15 protein-coding genes are annotated in these 15590 nt (G+C 69.0%); 8 read left to right on the top strand and 7 right to left on the bottom strand.

The window, feature by feature from the left end; all coding sequences use genetic code 11:
- Positions 1 to 4 precede the first annotated feature (4 nt).
- The 4 genes from accB to ACIGII_RS07215 form a co-directional block, all read right to left on the bottom strand.
- Entirely contained in the window at positions 5 to 493 is a 489-nt protein-coding gene (gene accB, locus ACIGII_RS07230) for an acetyl-CoA carboxylase biotin carboxyl carrier protein (protein ID WP_399636140.1), read from the bottom strand.
- 52 nt (positions 494 to 545) lie between these two features.
- Positions 546 to 998 (bottom strand): type II 3-dehydroquinate dehydratase, encoded by a 453-nt coding sequence (gene aroQ / locus ACIGII_RS07225; RefSeq protein WP_399636137.1) that lies wholly within the window; start codon positions 996 to 998, stop codon positions 546 to 548.
- A 366-nt stretch (positions 999 to 1364) separates the two neighbouring features.
- Complete coding sequence (locus tag ACIGII_RS07220; protein WP_399636134.1) at positions 1365 to 4394, bottom strand: triple tyrosine motif-containing protein; 3030 nt, start codon at positions 4392 to 4394, stop codon at positions 1365 to 1367.
- 43 nt (positions 4395 to 4437) lie between these two features.
- Positions 4438 to 5091: an isochorismatase family protein gene (locus tag ACIGII_RS07215; RefSeq protein WP_399636131.1), complete on the bottom strand. Its 654-nt coding sequence runs from the start codon at positions 5089 to 5091 to the stop codon at positions 4438 to 4440.
- A gap of 158 nt (positions 5092 to 5249) precedes the next feature.
- Between ACIGII_RS07215 and ACIGII_RS07210 the strand changes: the two genes are divergently transcribed.
- Genes ACIGII_RS07210 through ACIGII_RS07190 form a run of 5 tightly spaced genes read left to right on the top strand, consistent with a single transcriptional unit; the run spans position 5250 to position 9872 of the window.
- Positions 5250 to 6152: a LysR family transcriptional regulator gene (locus ACIGII_RS07210; RefSeq protein ID WP_399636129.1), complete on the top strand. Its 903-nt coding sequence runs from the start codon at positions 5250 to 5252 to the stop codon at positions 6150 to 6152.
- A gap of 58 nt (positions 6153 to 6210) precedes the next feature.
- Positions 6211 to 6519: a hypothetical protein gene (locus ACIGII_RS07205; RefSeq protein WP_399636126.1), complete on the top strand. Its 309-nt coding sequence runs from the start codon at positions 6211 to 6213 to the stop codon at positions 6517 to 6519.
- Entirely contained in the window at positions 6506 to 6922 is a 417-nt protein-coding gene (locus tag ACIGII_RS07200) for an Ohr family peroxiredoxin (protein ID WP_399636123.1), read from the top strand. Before ACIGII_RS07205 ends, ACIGII_RS07200 begins: the two co-directional genes overlap by 14 nt.
- 59 nt (positions 6923 to 6981) lie before the next feature.
- Entirely contained in the window at positions 6982 to 8286 is a 1305-nt protein-coding gene (locus tag ACIGII_RS07195) for an ATP-binding protein (protein ID WP_399636120.1), read from the top strand.
- Positions 8274 to 9872 (top strand): hypothetical protein, encoded by a 1599-nt coding sequence (locus tag ACIGII_RS07190; RefSeq protein WP_399636368.1) that lies wholly within the window; start codon positions 8274 to 8276, stop codon positions 9870 to 9872. The genes ACIGII_RS07195 and ACIGII_RS07190 overlap by 13 nt, the downstream gene beginning before the upstream one ends.
- A 6-nt stretch (positions 9873 to 9878) precedes the next feature.
- On the opposite strand, the gene ACIGII_RS07185 is transcribed toward ACIGII_RS07190, so the two are convergent.
- Genes ACIGII_RS07185 through ACIGII_RS07175 form a run of 3 tightly spaced genes read right to left on the bottom strand, consistent with a single transcriptional unit; the run spans position 9879 to position 12428 of the window.
- A complete protein-coding gene (locus ACIGII_RS07185; protein ID WP_399636118.1) occupies positions 9879 to 10508 on the bottom strand; it encodes a response regulator transcription factor in 630 nt (209 codons plus the stop codon).
- 16 nt (positions 10509 to 10524) lie between these two features.
- Complete coding sequence (locus tag ACIGII_RS07180) at positions 10525 to 10896, bottom strand: response regulator (protein ID WP_399636115.1); 372 nt, start codon at positions 10894 to 10896, stop codon at positions 10525 to 10527.
- Positions 10893 to 12428, bottom strand: a complete 1536-nt coding sequence (locus ACIGII_RS07175; RefSeq protein WP_399636113.1) for a PAS domain-containing protein — start codon at positions 12426 to 12428, stop codon at positions 10893 to 10895. Before ACIGII_RS07175 ends, ACIGII_RS07180 begins: the two co-directional genes overlap by 4 nt.
- Before the next feature lie 207 nt (positions 12429 to 12635).
- Between ACIGII_RS07175 and ACIGII_RS07170 the strand changes: the two genes are divergently transcribed.
- Genes ACIGII_RS07170 through ACIGII_RS07160 form a run of 3 tightly spaced genes read left to right on the top strand, consistent with a single transcriptional unit; the run spans position 12636 to position 15579 of the window.
- Positions 12636 to 13970, top strand: a complete 1335-nt coding sequence (locus ACIGII_RS07170; RefSeq protein WP_399636111.1) for an epoxide hydrolase family protein — start codon at positions 12636 to 12638, stop codon at positions 13968 to 13970.
- 31 nt (positions 13971 to 14001) lie between these two features.
- Positions 14002 to 15051 carry an alpha/beta fold hydrolase gene (locus tag ACIGII_RS07165; protein ID WP_399636109.1) on the top strand — a complete coding sequence of 350 codons (1050 nt, stop codon included), beginning with the start codon at positions 14002 to 14004 and terminating at the stop codon, positions 15049 to 15051.
- Between the two features lie 18 nt (positions 15052 to 15069).
- On the top strand, positions 15070 to 15579 hold the full coding sequence (locus ACIGII_RS07160) for a cytochrome P460 family protein (protein ID WP_399636107.1): 510 nt from the start codon (positions 15070 to 15072) through the stop codon (positions 15577 to 15579).
- Positions 15580 to 15590 lie beyond the last annotated feature (11 nt).

The raw sequence follows: 15590 nt of genomic DNA, 5'->3' as shown, positions 1-15590 counted from the left end.
ATCCTTAGCCGATCACGAACAGCGGCTGGTCGAATTCGACCGGCTGGCCGTTTTCACCCAGGATGGCCACGATGGTGCCGGAAGCATCGGCTTCGATCGGGTTGAACATCTTCATCGCTTCGATGATCGCCAGCGTTTCACCGGCCTTGACCTGCTGGCCCACCGACACGAAGGCCGGCTTGTCCGGCGCGGACGAGGTGTAGAAGGTGCCGACCATCGGCGAGCGCAGCACGTGGCCATCCGGCAGCGCCGGGCCCGACTTGGCGGTGCCGCCGGTGGACGCTTCGGTCGGCGACTGCATCGGCATGGCCGGTGCGGCGGCCTGGGCCGGCGCCGGGGCCATCATCATCTGCGGCTGGGCCTGGACCATGCCGTAGCCGGAGACCGGGGCGCGCGAGAGACGCACGGATTCTTCGCCTTCCTTGATTTCGATTTCGGCGAGGTTCGACTCTTCCAGCAGGTCGATCAGTTTCTTGATTTTGCGGAGATCCATAGGGGCCTCTTTTTTTTGATGTCAGTGTGGTGGGAAGCGCGTTGCGCTCGGGTCAAGGGAGTTCAGGCGAAGCCAGGCGGACCAGCGCGGCGTCCATGGCGTAGCGGTAGCTGTCGGCGCCAAAGCCGCAGATCACGCCGACCGCCTTGTCGCTGAAATAGCTGTGCTGGCGGAACGGTTCGCGGGCATGCGGGTTGGACAGGTGGATTTCGATGAACGGCACGTCCACCGCCGCCAGCGCGTCGCGCAGCGCCACCGAGGTATGGGTGAACGCGGCCGGATTGATCAGGATGAAGGTGGTACCGTCAGTGCGGGCGGCCTGCACGCGGTCCACCAGCACGTGTTCGGCGTTGGACTGCAGGCTTTCCACCGCGTGCCCGGCGGCCTGCGCCTGGACACGCAGGGCCTGGTCGATCTGTGCCAGCGTCGTGTGGCCGTAGACCCCGGGCTCGCGTGTACCGAGCAGGTTGAGATTGGGGCCATGCAGGACCAACAGTTTCGCCATGGGGGCCACGTAACAGGAAAGGGCGGAGTCTGGCGGAACCGGTGGATCGTGTCCAGTTCGGCGAAGTTACGCGTGTTTCAAGCGCTCGTTTGAAATATCGTGGAGGCCTTGGGGCGGCAGGCTCACGCCCGGACGGTGCAACTGAACGGGTCGGAAGCGACCGCTGCGGTCGCGCGCGGGATCCACCGCTGCCGATGCTGGACGCTCACGTCCTGCGCGCGGCGTAGGCAGCCAGTTCCTCCGGACCGCCTTCCGGAAACGTTTCCTTCAGCAACGCAAGCAGGGCCGACACCCGGGCGGCAGATGGCCGAACGCTTCGTCAGCGATGGCATGCTGCCTGCAGCCGGCGATGGGGAGGACCCGCGCCTATACCGGCCCGCGCCTGCGTAACCTGAGCCTGGGTACCCACCTCCCGGATGGCAAAGGTGTGTAGAGACGACCGCCGGGTACCGACAGGGCCACGTCGGTCCCCCGCGCCGGCCGGGACAGGATCCGCAGGGTGCCCCCGATGCGCGCGGCACGTTCGTGCATGCCCTGCAGGCCCCAGTGGCCTTCCCGCGCGGCATCGTCGGCCATGCCACGGCCGTTGTCGCGCACGTGCAGGCGGAAGCGGCGGCCGAAGTTCAGCTCGACCTCGATGTCGGTCGCGTCCGAATGCGCCAGCGCGTTCCGGATCGCTTCGCGCCCGATGAGGAAGATCTCCTCAGCGGCGGGGTGCCGGAGATCCGGCGCCTCGCCTTTGACCGTCAAGCGCAGACGCATGCCTGCAGGGTTCGCGTCTTCGTTGTAGACAGCGGTCAGTGCTGCGGCGAGATCGCCGCCGTTCCCGGCGTCGCCGCGCAGCGAGGACACGCGCTCGCGCCCTTCCCGCAGGTTGTCCTCGGCCGCCTGCATGGCCGACTCCAGGCGCGCCTGCGCTTCGCCGGGCAGGGTTGGCATGGCACTGATCGCGTGCAGGCGCAGCAACAGGCCCTGGCCACCCTGCAGCAGGGTGTCGTGCAGATCGCGGGCAATGCGTTCCCGTTCCTCGAGTCGCTCTTCGTACCGCGCCTTGACCAGGGCGGTGATGTGCCGGCCCCGCACGCGCGCGGCCGCAGCCACCAGGACCACCAGCAGGATCACCAGCAGGCCCCGGAACCAGAACGCCTGGGTCAGCAACGGCTCGATCCGGAACGCGCGCGTGGTCGGGGTGGTTCCCCATACGCCGTCTTCGCTGGCCGCCACCACCTCGAACGTGTAACTGCCCGGGCCAAGGTTGGTGTAGTAAGCCGTGGTGGTGCTGCCCGCATCGCGCCAGCCGGCATCCACCCCCGACAACCGGTACCGGTAGCGGTTGCGTTCCGGGCGGGCCAGCGATTGCGCGACGAAGTCGATCTGCAGCTGGGTGATACCCGCCGGGATCGCGGTGCCCTCGCGGAGCGGCATGCTCCCGTCGCCGTAGTGCACATCGCCGATACGGGCGCGGGGCGCGGTGCGGGAGCGGTGGAGGCGGGTCGTGTCCAGCCAGGCCAGGCCCTGGTTGGTCGCAAGCCACAGCACGCCATCCGCCGAGAGCTGCGCGGTGGGAATCGGACCACTCTGCAGTGCGATGCCGGGCATGCCATCAACGTCGTCGAACAGCCGCGGTGAAACCGGCGTGCCGGTGCGCGCGCTCGCGATCGCGGCCGCCAGATCCAGGCGCACCAGACCCCGCCCGCCGTTCAACCAGAGCTGCTGGTCCGGGTCGATGACGATCCCGGTGATACCTTCCAGCACGCCGGGGATGTCGGCGGTTACCGCGCGGAACGGCCCACCGTTGCTGCTGATGCTGAAGCCCGTTTCACCGGCAACCAGCAGCAGGTTCCGGCGGGAAAGCACGGCGGTGACCGGTCCTGTGTCCAGGCCGCGGGCAGAGCCGATGGGGTGCACCCCGGTGCCGTCGCGCAGCACCAGTTCGCCGCTGGCATAGCCGAACACCAGGCCATGCGCGCCGTCGGGTGCGATGACGGTGCAACCGGGCAGGGTGATCCGCGCGTCTTCCGTCCACGTGCCGCGCAGGTAATGCAGGACGCGGTTTTCGCCAGCGCAGGCCCACGCCTCGTCGGCACCCGGGAAGTGCAGGGCCTGGGGTTGCAGTCCGCGTGCGGTACCGGGGAACTGCACTGCCTCCAGCGCCGCGCCCCTGCGCCGGGCCAGGCTGGTCCATTCGAACTGCCACAGCGGGCGGGTATTCTTCAGTGCCGCGCGCTGCAATCCAGCCCGATCCAGGCCAAGACTGCGGCGGTCGAGGTCGTACGGCAGCATGTCTTCGCCATAGCCGAAGAGTGCGCCGTCCGCGTTCCTCGCCAGGATCCGGTAAGGGTCGTTGGGCCCTTCAGTGAGGGTACGCACGCTCTGCGCCCGGAAACGATTGAGGCCGAGGTTGGTACCGACCCACAGATTGCCCTCGCGGTCCTCGAAGACCGGCACGGCCGAGGTGGAGGTCAGGCCCTGTGGAACATCGAAGCGCTCCATGCGTTCGGCGCGCTTGCCATCGAACACCACCCGCAGGATCCCGCCCCCGCCGCGCATGGGCGCCCACATGACACCGTCGGCGGTGAAATGCAGGCGGCTGGCCAGCACATCCGGAAGCAGGCGGGCCTGCCGTTCGGCGGCCGGGAGCAGGCCGTTGGCATCGGCGATGGGCGCGGCACCCCGGCGGCGGTCGGCCAGCCAGATCTCGCCCGACGGGCTCTCGGCCAGCGTCGCCATCAAGGACACCTCGATGCCGGTGGGGACGAACGCAGCGCCGCCCTTGGGACGGAACCAGACATGCTGTCCGACCAGCGCCCAGAACCGGCCGTGCGAGTCGTTGAGCAGCCAGTGCGCGTGACGCTCGGGCAGCCCCATGGATGCCGGCGGTTTCTCCCAGCGCGTGCCCGTGAAGCGGCGCAGGCCCTGGTCAACGGCGGCCCAGAGCACGCCGCTGCTGTCGTAGGCGAACCCCGGCACCACGCCGGGCGGCACCCCGTCCTTGCGCTGGTAAGAGCGCAACGTGCCGTCGCTGTCCAGATGGCCGATGCCGGCGTGGTAATACCCCAGCCACAGGCCCCCGCGCCTGTCGCCCAGCAGGGTCACCAGGTTCAGCGAGGGCTGCGCACCACCGCCGCTCGCCTGCTGACGTACGAACCGATGCCCATCGAAGCTGTACAGCCCGGACCCTGTCGCCAGCCACAGCGTGCCGGTGGCATCCTGCTGGATGTCCCAGATATCCCCCGGGGCGCCCTGGCCGGCCCGCCACGCGGTGTGGTGATAGCCGGTGAACCCGGTGGCGGCCGGCGGATGCTGTTGCGCACGCCCCGGCGGAGCGAGGGCGGAAAGCACAACCAGCAGCAGCGCACGCAGGGCGTGGCCGCGGAACGAAGACAGCAGGGGCATGCGGTGGACGACGGGGCCGGGGCAGGGGTCGCGCCGGAGCTTATCACCCGGCGCTGGGGGCCACCGGCGTGTTGAGCAGCTGCTGCTCCCACAGGTAGGCAATGCCGCTGCCGGCGGCATGCTGCTTGAACACCTCGGTCACTTCCGCCACGTGGTCCAGCCGCGCCCAGTCGCGCTGCCATTCGCCGGCCAGGGCCATCCAGGTCATCACGTTGGCGCCGGCGGCGATCATGCGCTGGATGGCGACCTGGTGCGCCTCTACCGACACTGCGCCGCAGGCATCGGTAATGACGGTGACGTCCCAGCCCTCGCCGAGCGCCTGGATGACCGGCATCGCCACGCAGATCTCCGTCCACAGGCCGGCGATGATCAGCTGCGTGCGGCCCGTGGCCTTCACCGCATCCACCACTGCCGGGTCCTGCCAGGTATTGATCAGGGTGCGGTCGATGACCGGCTGGCCCGGGAACACGTCGGTGATGTGCGGGAAGATCAGCCCGCCGCGCTCGGCGATGACGCTGGTCAGGACGGTGGGGACGCCGTAAGCCTTCGCGGTCTTGGCCAGGGCGGTGGCGCTGTTCACCACCGCATGCGGGTCGTGGCTGTTGAGGTTGGCCAGCTGGTAGGGCTGGTGGTCGATGAGCACGAGGACGGAATCTTCGGGGCGAAGCAGCGAGTCGAGGCCGTTGCGGAAGGACATGGATGCATCCTGTGTGGGAATGGAGTGGAGCGAGAGCAGACCTTGTCACCGCCGCCCGCGCGGCGGTAGCAGCGCGCCGTGCCAAGCTGTGTCGCAGAAACAGGAACGCCGAATGGGCGTTCGCTGTGTCAGGCTGTCATGCCAATCAGGGAGGCAGGGTGGACATCGAAGATCTGCGCACCTTCGTCGAAGTGGCCGACGCCGGCGGGGTATCGCCGGCGGCGCGCCGGTTGGGCGTGGCCAAGTCCATCGTCAGCCGGCGCCTCGGCCGGCTCGAAGCGGAGCTGGGCGTGCAGCTGCTGGCGCGCACCACCCGCGGGGCGGCACTCACCGACGCGGGAGCCACGTTCCGTGAGCACGCCGCGCGCGCCTGCGCGGAAATGGACGCGGCCCGCGAAGCCATCCTGCCCGACGGCGATCTGCGCGGCCGACTGCGCATTGCCGCACCGCTGACCTTCGGCCCCACCCACTTCGCGCCGGTGTTCGCCGAGTTGGCGCGTCGCCATCCCCAGCTCCACGTCCATGCTGCCTACAGCGATCGCTTCGTCGACATGGTTGCCGAAGGATTCGACTGCGCGGTGCGCGTGGGGTACCTGCAGGACTCCAACCTGGTCGCGCGTTGCGTGGGTCCGCTTTATGGCAGGCTCGTGGCAAGCCCCCGCTATGTGGAGGTGCACGGATCACCCGACGCACCCGCGGAGCTGACTGCCCACGAAGCGCTGATGCAGGGCACCGAACCGTGGCAGTTTCTGGATGGCGGGCGGGTGGTCACGGTGCACCCCCGCGGGCGCTTCAAGGCCGACAACAGCACCGCGCTGCTTGCGGCCGCGCTCTCGGGCCTGGGCATCGCGTGGTTGCCCGATGGCATCACCCAGCCGCACCTGGATTCCGGTGCGCTGGTTGCAGTCATGCCGCGCTTTCCCCCCCCGCCGGCCGGGATCCATGTCATCCGGCCGCCGGGCCAGCACCCGTCGCTCAAGGTACGGGCGCTTACCGAGCTGCTGCTGGAGTGCTTCGATGTGGCACACGCGCCGCAACTAACGCGATCTAACAGCCGATAACTGGACCGCTTCGTCCGCGCGGTCCAGGCTGGGTGCATTCCGCCAGGCGTGATGCAGCATGTCCCATCGTCCCCCTCCCGCAGGCGTGTCCTACGCAGACCGACCGAGCAACGACGAGCTGGTCGCGCTGATGGCCAGGATCCGCCGTCGCGACAAGGGCGCGCTGGACCGCCTGCATGCCCTGGTGACGCCGCTGGTGCGCGCGTTCCACGAGGGTCAAGTGCAGGGCGGGCGGGGGGACCCGTGCGAGCTGGAGGCGCGGGTCAGCGCAACCCTGTGGAGGATCTATCGCGAACGCCACAGCTTCGGCCACCAGCAACCGTTCCGGGCGTGGTTGTTGCAGGTGGCGCGCGATGATCAACCTTGAGAAGGTGCTGCACACCGGCGCGTCGCGCGTTGCCGGTGGCCGCGATGGCTACGCCAGCAGCCCGGATGGCCGGCTGGACATCCGGCTGACACCGCCGGGTGCCCCGGGCGCCGGCACCAACCCGGAGCAGCTGCTGGCCGCCGGCTGGTCGGCGTGCTTCCTGGGCGCGCTGCGGCACGCGTGCAACGCACGCCGGCTGGCCTGCCCGGCGACTGCCGCGGTATGCACCGAGGTGGACCTGGTCCACGCCGAGCGCGGCTTCTTCCTGCGCGCGCGGCTGGTGGTGAGCCTGCCCGGGGTGGAGACCGAGCTGGCCAGCGCGTTGATCGATGCCGCGCGCGAAGCGTGTCCCTACAGCAAGGCGATGCGCGGCACCGTCCGCGTCGACTTCCTGCTGGACTGATGCCACGCCGGCAGGCCGATCCCCTATGATGCGGCCAAACGCTGGAGAGAGCCCCACTCGTGCAGCCCGCCATCGACGATCCGCACGCGCTGCTGGCGACCGAGATCCGCTTCGGTCCCTTTCGCGTGTTTCCGGGCCGGCGCCTGCTGGAACGGCAGGGCACGCCCGTTGCCATTGGTGGTCGCGCATTGGACCTGCTGGTCGCACTGCTGTCGCGGCCGGGGCAGATCCTGTCCAAGCGCGAGCTGCTGCAGCGGGTGTGGCCGGACACGATCGTCGAGGAAGGCAGCCTGCGCTTCCACATGACCCACCTGCGACGCATCCTGGGCGACGACGGCGCCACGGGCGGGCGCTACATCGCCACGCAGGTGGGGGTCGGCTACGCCTTCGTGGCGCCGGTCGCGCGGGTGCAGGCGGGAGTTGGAGACGCAGATCCCGGCGCAGGCGACCCCGCGCCACCGCCCCCCGTGCGCAGTGCGCTGGCGGCGCTGCCCACGCGCCCTGCGTTGATCGGTCGCAGCGCCGACGCGAAGGCGGTGCTCGGCAGCCTGCAGGAACCCCGCCTGGTCACCATCGTGGGGAGTGGCGGGGTCGGCAAGACCAGCTTGGCAGTCGATGTAGGACACGCGGCAGACTACGACGTGGTGCGCTTCGTCGACCTGGCGCAGATCGAGGACGCCACGCTGGTGGCCTCGGCGCTGGCAGCGGCCTGGGGCGTGCCGGTGCAGGCCGACGACCCGGTATTCGTGCTGCAGGCGCATCTGCAGGATGCACGCGCGCTGCTGATCATCGACAACTGCGAGCATCTGGTGGAAGCAGTCTGCGCCATCGTCGAACGCCTGCGCGAGGCGGCGCCGGGCGTGTGCGTGCTGGCCACCAGCCGCGAGCCGCTGCGCGCGCGGGGCGAACAGCTGTACTGGCTGGGGCCGTTGGAATGTCCGCCCGCGGATGCCCAACTGTCCGCACCTGCGCTGATGGCGTACCCGGCCGTCAGGCTGTTCATCGAACGCGCTTCGCTGGACGATCGCCAGGCCCCGCTGGAAGCGGAACAGCTGCGCTTGATCGCCGACATCTGCCTGCGTCTGGATGGCATGGCGCTGCCGATTGAACTGGCGGCGGTGCGGCGGCCACGCATGGCATCCAGGCAACCCAAGGGCTGTTGGGCGAACGCTTCGCGCTGGCCTGGTCCGGTCGTCGCACGGCACTGCCGCGGCAGCAGACGCTCCGCGCGACCCTGGACTGGAGCTATGGCCTGCTCTCCGGCACGGAAAAGCTGCTGTTCGACCGGCTGGCGATCTTCCTTGGCAGGTTTTCGCTGCATGCGGCCAGCGAGGTGGCGAGCGACGCGAGGATGGATGCGGTGACCGTGGCCGCCACCTTGGACGAGCTGGTGGCCAAAGGGCTGGTCACGGTGGAGCAGAGGTCCGATCTGGCCTCCTTCCGCCTGCTGGAAATGACCCGTGCCTATGCCAGGGAAAGACTGGGGGCGCACGGAGACGACGAAGGCCGTCGGCTGGCGTTCCGCCATGCGGGGTACTACCTCGAGCTGCTCGGCAAGCTCGGTCGCTCGCCCGATGCGGTCTATGCCAGCACCTCGCGTTTCGCGTGCCAGCTGGCCAACCTGCGAAGCGCGCTTGAGTGGAGCTTCGGCCCCGACGGCGACCCTGGCGTGGCGCTGCCACTGGCAGCGGCGAGCGTGCCGGTGTTCCTGCATTCCTCGCTGCTCAACGAATGCCGGGTGTGGTGCAGCCGCGCCGTGGAGCTGCTGGAACTGGGCTACTTCGGCACCCGCACCGAAATGGAACTGCAGGCCGCACTAGGCCTGGTCCTGATGTTCACCCAGGGCAACAGCGGCGCCGTCGGCAAGGCGTTGCGCCGCGCCATGGTCCTGGCCGAAGACCTGGGCGACCACGATGCGCAGCTGACCCTGCTCGGCCGCCTGCAGATCTACTACGAACGCATCGGGGATTTCGCGGCGTCGCTGGCCTGGGCAGAGCGTGCCGCTGCCGTGGGAGAGGCCATCGGCGAGGCCGAAGCGGTAGCCGTGGCATCGTCTCTGGCGGGCGTGTCGCACCATCTGCTGGGCGAACTTCCGCTGGCGCGGCAGGAGCTGGAGCACGCATTGCGCAACAGCGGCCCTTCGCGGCGCAGCCAGACCCTGCACTACGGCTTCGACCACCGCAATCGCACCGGCCTGGCACTTGCGCGCACGCTGTGGTTGCAGGGCTACCCCGACCAGGCCCGGCAGTGGGCCCTGCGTGTAGAGGCCGAGGCCGAGGCGCTGGATCATCCGGTCACGCATTGCATCGCGCTGGTATGGACGCTCTGCATCCACATCTGGAATGGCGACCTGGAACGGGCCGGCAGCAGCCTGGGGGCGTTCACGCGCATCGCCGAAGCCAACCTGCTTGCGCCCTACATGGCAGCGGTGCCCGGCCTGCGCGCAGCCATGGCGATACGCGCGGGCGAGCCCGAACCGGCGATCGAATGGCTGCAGTCGAGCCTGGACCAGCTGCATGGCATGCGCTACGAACTGCTGACCACCTCGTTCGAAATCGCGTTGGCGGAGGGCCTGATACTGGCCGGTCGCCTCGGCCAGGCGCAGTCCCTGCTGGCCACCACCCTTGCCCATTGCCTGCACAGTGGCGACGCCTTCGCCCTGCCGGAACTGCTGCGTCTGCAGGCCGGCGTGCACCGCCTGCAGGGCGACGCCGCGCAGGCCACGCGGCTGCTCGATGAAGCATTTGCGTTGAGCCGCCGCCAGGGAGCGCGGGCCTGGGAACTGCGCATCGTCCTGGACCAGTCCGAACTGGCGGCCCAGCAGGGCGACACTGCCGCGGCGGCAGCAATGCTCGCCGCATGCAGCGCCTGGGTGGGCGAAGGCTTCGGTACGCAGGACGTGCGCCAATGGGTGCGTGCGCGCCGTGCCAGCGAGCGCGACGCTTCCTGAGCCGGCTCAGGCCGGCTCGACGGTGCCCAGGCCGATCACGGCCGCCTGCTTCACCAGCTCCGGCAGCGAGCGCGCGCCCATCTTGCGCATCGCCTTGCCGCGGTGTGCCTTGACCGTGATTTCGCTGATCCCCAGCTCCGCCGCGACCTGCTTGTTCATGTGTCCGCGCACCACCAGCCGCACCACCTCCTGCTCGCGCGGCGTCAGGGATGCGTACGCGTCCAGCAGCGCCTGCACCGGCTCCCGTCCCTGCAGCGCGGCGCGGCTTGCCGCAAGCGCTTCGGCGATGGCGTCCAGCAGCACGGCGTCATCGAATGGCTTGGTCAGGAACTCCACCGCGCCAGCGCGCATGGCGCGCACGGTCAATGGGATGTCGCCATAGCCGGTAATGAAGATGATCGGCAGCTCCGGGCGAAGGGAGCCCATCGACCGCTGCAGCTCCAGTCCATTCAGATCGGGAAGGTGCACATCCAGCACCAGGCACGCAGGTGCCTGCGGCAATGGCTCGGCGAGGAACGCGGTGGCCGAGCTGAACAGCACCGGCTGCCATCCGGCGTGCGCGATCAGAAGTTCCAGCGACTCGCGCACCGAGACGTCGTCGTCGACCACGAATACAAGGGCGGGGGTGTCTGGCATGGCAGTCTCCGGAGGTTCACACCAGCGGCAGCGCGGCGTTGAGCGCCCGCAGCAGCTCCGCTTCGCTGAACGGTTTTGCAAGGCAGTCCACCGCCCCCTGCGCGAGCAGGCGGCGGCGCTCGCTGGCCGAGCCATGCGCGGTGATGAAGATCAGCGGCATCGTGAGGTGGCGTCGGCGAAGCTCCTGCATCAGCTCGGGCCCGCTCATGCCCGGCATGGCGATGTCGAGGATGAGGCAGCGGGTCCTGTCGAGCTCCGCCGAGGCCAGGAAGTCGGCGGCCGAGGAGAAGGCGGCCACGGCGAAGCCGAATTCACGCAGCAGGTCGGGCAGCGATTCACGCACCGATTCATCGTCATCCACCACCGCTACCAGCAGCGACGCGGTCATGGGCGCGTCTCCCCGCGCGGCAGGGTGAACGCGAACATCGCGCCGCCGCCCTCGGCGGCCTGCACCCACAGCGCGCCGCCATGGCTGTCGATGATCGAACGGCTCACCGAGAGGCCGATGCCCATGCCGCTGTGCTTGGTGGTGTGGAAGGCCTGGAAAATCCGCTCCGCATCCTGCGGCTCCACCCCGGGCCCGGAATCGGCCACGGACAGCAGGACCCCGCCGGATGCGTCGGCGGCCGTGGCCAGGCGCAGCCGCTTCGGGCGCTCGCCCAGGCCGGTCATGGCCTCGGTGGCGTTGAGCAGCAGGTTGAGGATGACCTGCTGCACCTGCACGCGGTCGGCCCATACCGAGGGCAGCGGCTGCGCAAGCTCGAGCTGCACCGCCACGCCGGCACGGTCCAGTTCGGCCGACAGCAGCGCGACCACTTCGCGCGCTGCCTGATTGATGTCCAGCGGCTCGGTGGCGGCGTCGGTCTTGGCAAACAGGGCGCGCAGGCGATTGACCACGTCCGATGCGCGGTTGCCATCGCGCAGGGTGCGACGCACGGTTTCGCGGGCGCCGTCCACGTTCGGCGGCTCTGCGTTCAACATGCGCATGCACGTGTTGGCGTTGGTGATGATCCCGGCCAGCGGCTGGTTGACCTCGTGCGCAATGGAAGCGGTCAACGTCCCCAGGCTGGCCACGCGGGCGACGTGCGCCAGCTCCGAGCGGACCCGGGCCAGTGACAGTTCGGCCTGCTTGCGGTCTTCGATATCGGTGTTCTGTCCGTACCAGCGCAGGACCTGGCCGTTGTCGTCCAGTAGTGGCACGGCACGGATCAGGAACCAGCGGTAGCGGTCATCGGCGCCGCGCAGCCGGGCCTCGAAGCTGCCCGGCTGGCCCGATGCCAGCAGGGCATGCCAGTAAGCACCCAGCGGCGCGGTGTCGGCCGGATGGATGCGTGATGTCCAGCCGCTGCCAAGCGCCTCTTCCAGCTGCATGCCGGTGTAGTCGAACCAGCGCTGGTTGAGGAACTCCACGCTGCCATCGGGCGCGGCCTGCCAGACGAAACCCGGCACCGTATCGATCAGTGCGCGCAGGCGCTGCTTCGACGCGGCCAGCTCGGCCAAGGTCTGCGCCAGCATCGCCTCACCCTGCTTGCGGTCGTCGATGTCCACGTCCAGGAAGCACCAGCGCTGGATGCGGCCTGCAGCGTCCCTGACCGGTTGGCCGCGTACGTGGAACCAGCGGTATACGCCGTCCGCGCGCCGTACCCGGTACTCCATCTCGAAGTTGTCGCCGGTCGCCACGCAGTGCGTCCATGCGGCGATGACCCGGGGCAGCTCATCCGGATGGATCAACTGCGCGGTTTTCCATCCGCGCTGCTCGTCCAGGCTGGCGCCACGGAACGCGACCGCCTGCTGGTTGGCATATTCCACCTGGCCTTCGGGCGTCATCAGCAGTACCGAGGCCGGCATGGCATCGGCCAGCGCGCGGAAGGTCGCGATCGTGGGGTCTGTCGAACCGCCGCTGGGCGCTGTCTCCACCATGGGTTCTCTCGACGATCATCATCGGTAAAGGGTGCGCCCCGGTGTGGCGTCTGCCCACTATACCTTGGTGTCGGCCCGCAGCCGCGGGCGCTGCCGCAGCCCGCCCTCATACGTAGGTATCGACCGATACCTTCGTTCAAGTGTGCGCCGGGCCGGGCCCTGTTGATATGCGCTCACTGCGACGCTTCCGTCGCGCGGAGCCCCGCCATGCCGTCCACAGTCCCCTGTACACGCCGCACTACCGCCTGCCTGCGCTTCGTCGTTGCACTGGGCGTAGCGGTCGCCTGTCCGTTGGTCGCCGCGCACGCCGCACCGGCGGCGGCCGCGCCGGAGTCGCCGAATTTTGCCGACACCCGTGTGCGCCCCTATCGGGTGCACGTGCCGGAGCGCGAGCTGGTCGAGCTGCGCCGCCGCATCGCGCAGACCCGCTGGCCCGACCGGGAAACCGTGGCCGATACCTCCCAGGGCGTGCAGCTGGCGACCCTGCAGGACCTGCTCGGCTACTGGGGAAGCGGCTACGACTGGCGCAAGGTGGAGAAGCGCCTCAACGCCCTGCCGCAGTTCGTCACCACCATCGACGGCGTGGACATCCAGTTCATCCATGTGCGCTCGCGTGAGCCCAATGCCATGCCGCTGGTGCTCACCCACGGCTGGCCCGGCTCGCCGCTGGAGTTCGTCAATGCCATAGGGCCGCTGACCGACCCGGTGGCCTACGGCGGACGGGCCGAAGATGCATTCGATGTGGTGATCCCCGCCATTCCCGGTTACGGGTTCTCCGGCAAGCCCACCGGTACCGGTTGGAATCCGGACCGGGTGGCCAACGCCTGGGACGTCCTGATGAAGCGGCTGGGCTACAGCCACTATGTATCCCAGGGCGGCGACCACGGCTCGGTCATCTCCGATGCGCTGGCGCGGCAGGCACCGAAGGGCCTGCTTGGCATCCATCTCAACATGCCGGCCACGATCCCGGCCGAGCTGGTGGAGGGCATCAACGCCGGCCACCCGGCGCCGACATCACTGGGCGCCAGTGAGCGCGTGGCCTACGAGCAGCTGAGTACCTTCTTTGGTCGGAATGCCGCCTACGGCGCGATGATGGTGACCCGTCCGCAGACGGTCGGGTATGCACTGACCGACTCGCCGGCCGGCATGGCTGCATGGCTGTACGAAAAGATCGCCGCGTGGACGGACAGCAATGGCCGTCCGGAAGCGGTGCTGGGCCGCGATGCGATCCTCGACGACCTGACCCTGTACTGGGTGACCCGCACCGGTGCCTCCTCCTCGCGGTTCTACTGGGAAAACAACAACAACAATTTCAGCGCCGCTGCGCAGCAGACGGCCAGCATCCGCGTCCCGGTCGCGGTGACGGTGTTCCCCGGCGAGATCTACCGTGCGCCGGAAAGCTGGACGCGGCAGGCGTATCCCTCGTTGTACTACTTCCACCAAGCGGGCAAAGGCGGTCACTTCGCCGCGTGGGAACAGCCGCAGCTGTTTGCCGAAGAACTGCGCAGCGCATTCCGCCCGCTGCGCGATACCCAGCCGTAATCCCTGCACGGCCTTCCCCCTGGAGACGATGATGAAGACCATTACGACGTTCCCTGTAGAAACGGGCCGCCCGCGCGCTGGCGTGTTGGCGACTTCCCTGCTGGCCTGCCTGTTCCTGGGCGTGGCCGGTGGCGTGGCGGCCCGCCCCGCCACGGCGACTGCGGCGCCTGCGGCCTCGGCCAGTACGTTGGGCACGCTGAAGCATGTGCGCGCCGGTGTGCTCGACGTTGCCTATGCAGAGCTTGGGCCTGCCAAAGGGCCGGTCGTGATCCTGCTGCACGGCTGGCCTTACGACATCCACAGCTATGATGCGGTTGCGCCGCTTTTGGCCGCCAAGGGCTACCGCGTACTGGTCCCGTACGCGCGCGGTTACGGCGACACCCGCTTCCTGTCCATCGACACGCCGCGCAACGCCGAGCCTGCCGCGCTGGCGCAGGACGTGATCGATTTCATGGACGCGCTGGGTATCAGGCAAGCGGGTCTTGCTGGTTTCGACTGGGGCGCGCGTTCGGCCAACATCGTCGCCGCACTGTGGCCCGAGCGCGTGCGTTCGCTGGTGTCGGTAAGCGGCTACCTGATCAGCGGCCAGGCGGCGGGCAGCGTGCCGCTGCCACCCCAGGCCGAACTGCAGTGGTGGTACCAGTTCTACTTCGCCACCGACCGTGGCCGCGACGGCTATGACAGGAACCGGCACGACTTCGCGCGCCTGATCTGGCAGCTCGCCTCGCCGCAATGGAAGTTCGACGACGCCACGTTCGCACGCAGCGCCGCCGCGCTGGACAACCCCGACCAGGTCGCCATCGCCATCCACAACTACCGGTGGCGACTGGGACTGGCCGAGGGCGAAGCGAAGTACGCGCCGCTGGAGCAGCGCCTGGCCGCGTTGCCGAGCATCGGCGTCCCGACCATCACCATGGAAGGCGATGCCAACGGCGCACCGCACCCGACCGCCGAAAGCTATGCCAAGCGCTTCACCGGCAGATATGCGTATCGGCTGGTCAGCGGTGGCATCGGCCACAACCTGCCGCAGGAAAGTCCGCAGGCGTTCGCGCAGGCGGTGATCGATGTCGACCATCTGTAGGCCTGCGAGGACACCCCGATGAAGACCCTGCGTATCGCCCTGTTCGTGCTGGTCTGCGCGCTCGTGGCGTTCGGCACCGTGGTGATGGCGCGCGGCGCGCCGGCGGCGCGGCCCGCGTCGCCGATCTATGGCGTGACCCTGCCCGACAACTACCGGCGCTGGCAGCTGGTGGGTGTGGCGCAGGAGGCCGCGCCGTTGAACGAGCTGCGCGCCGTCCTTGGCAACGACGTGGCCGTGCGTGCCTATCGGGAAGGCAGGCTGCCTTTCCCCGATGGCGCGGTGCTGGTGAAACTGGCCTGGAAGGACGTGCCATCGAGCGAGTTCGCCCCGGCATCGGTGCCGGGCGCGGCCACGACCGTGCAGGTCATGGTGAAAGATTCGAAGAAGTACGCGGCGTCCGGCGGTTGGGGCTTTGGCCGTTTCATCGACGGCAAGCCGGCCGACCGGGCCCAGCAAGAGACCTGCCTGGGCTGTCATCAATCCCGGGTCAAGGAGCACGACCTGGTGTTCACCCGGTGGGCGCCATGACCCGCGCCGCC

The sequence above is a fragment of the Stenotrophomonas sp. NPDC077420 genome (genome assembly GCF_044543385.1).
In the GTDB taxonomy this organism is placed as follows: domain Bacteria; phylum Pseudomonadota; class Gammaproteobacteria; order Xanthomonadales; family Xanthomonadaceae; genus Stenotrophomonas.
This window is presented reverse-complemented; position numbering and strand designations above follow the sequence as displayed.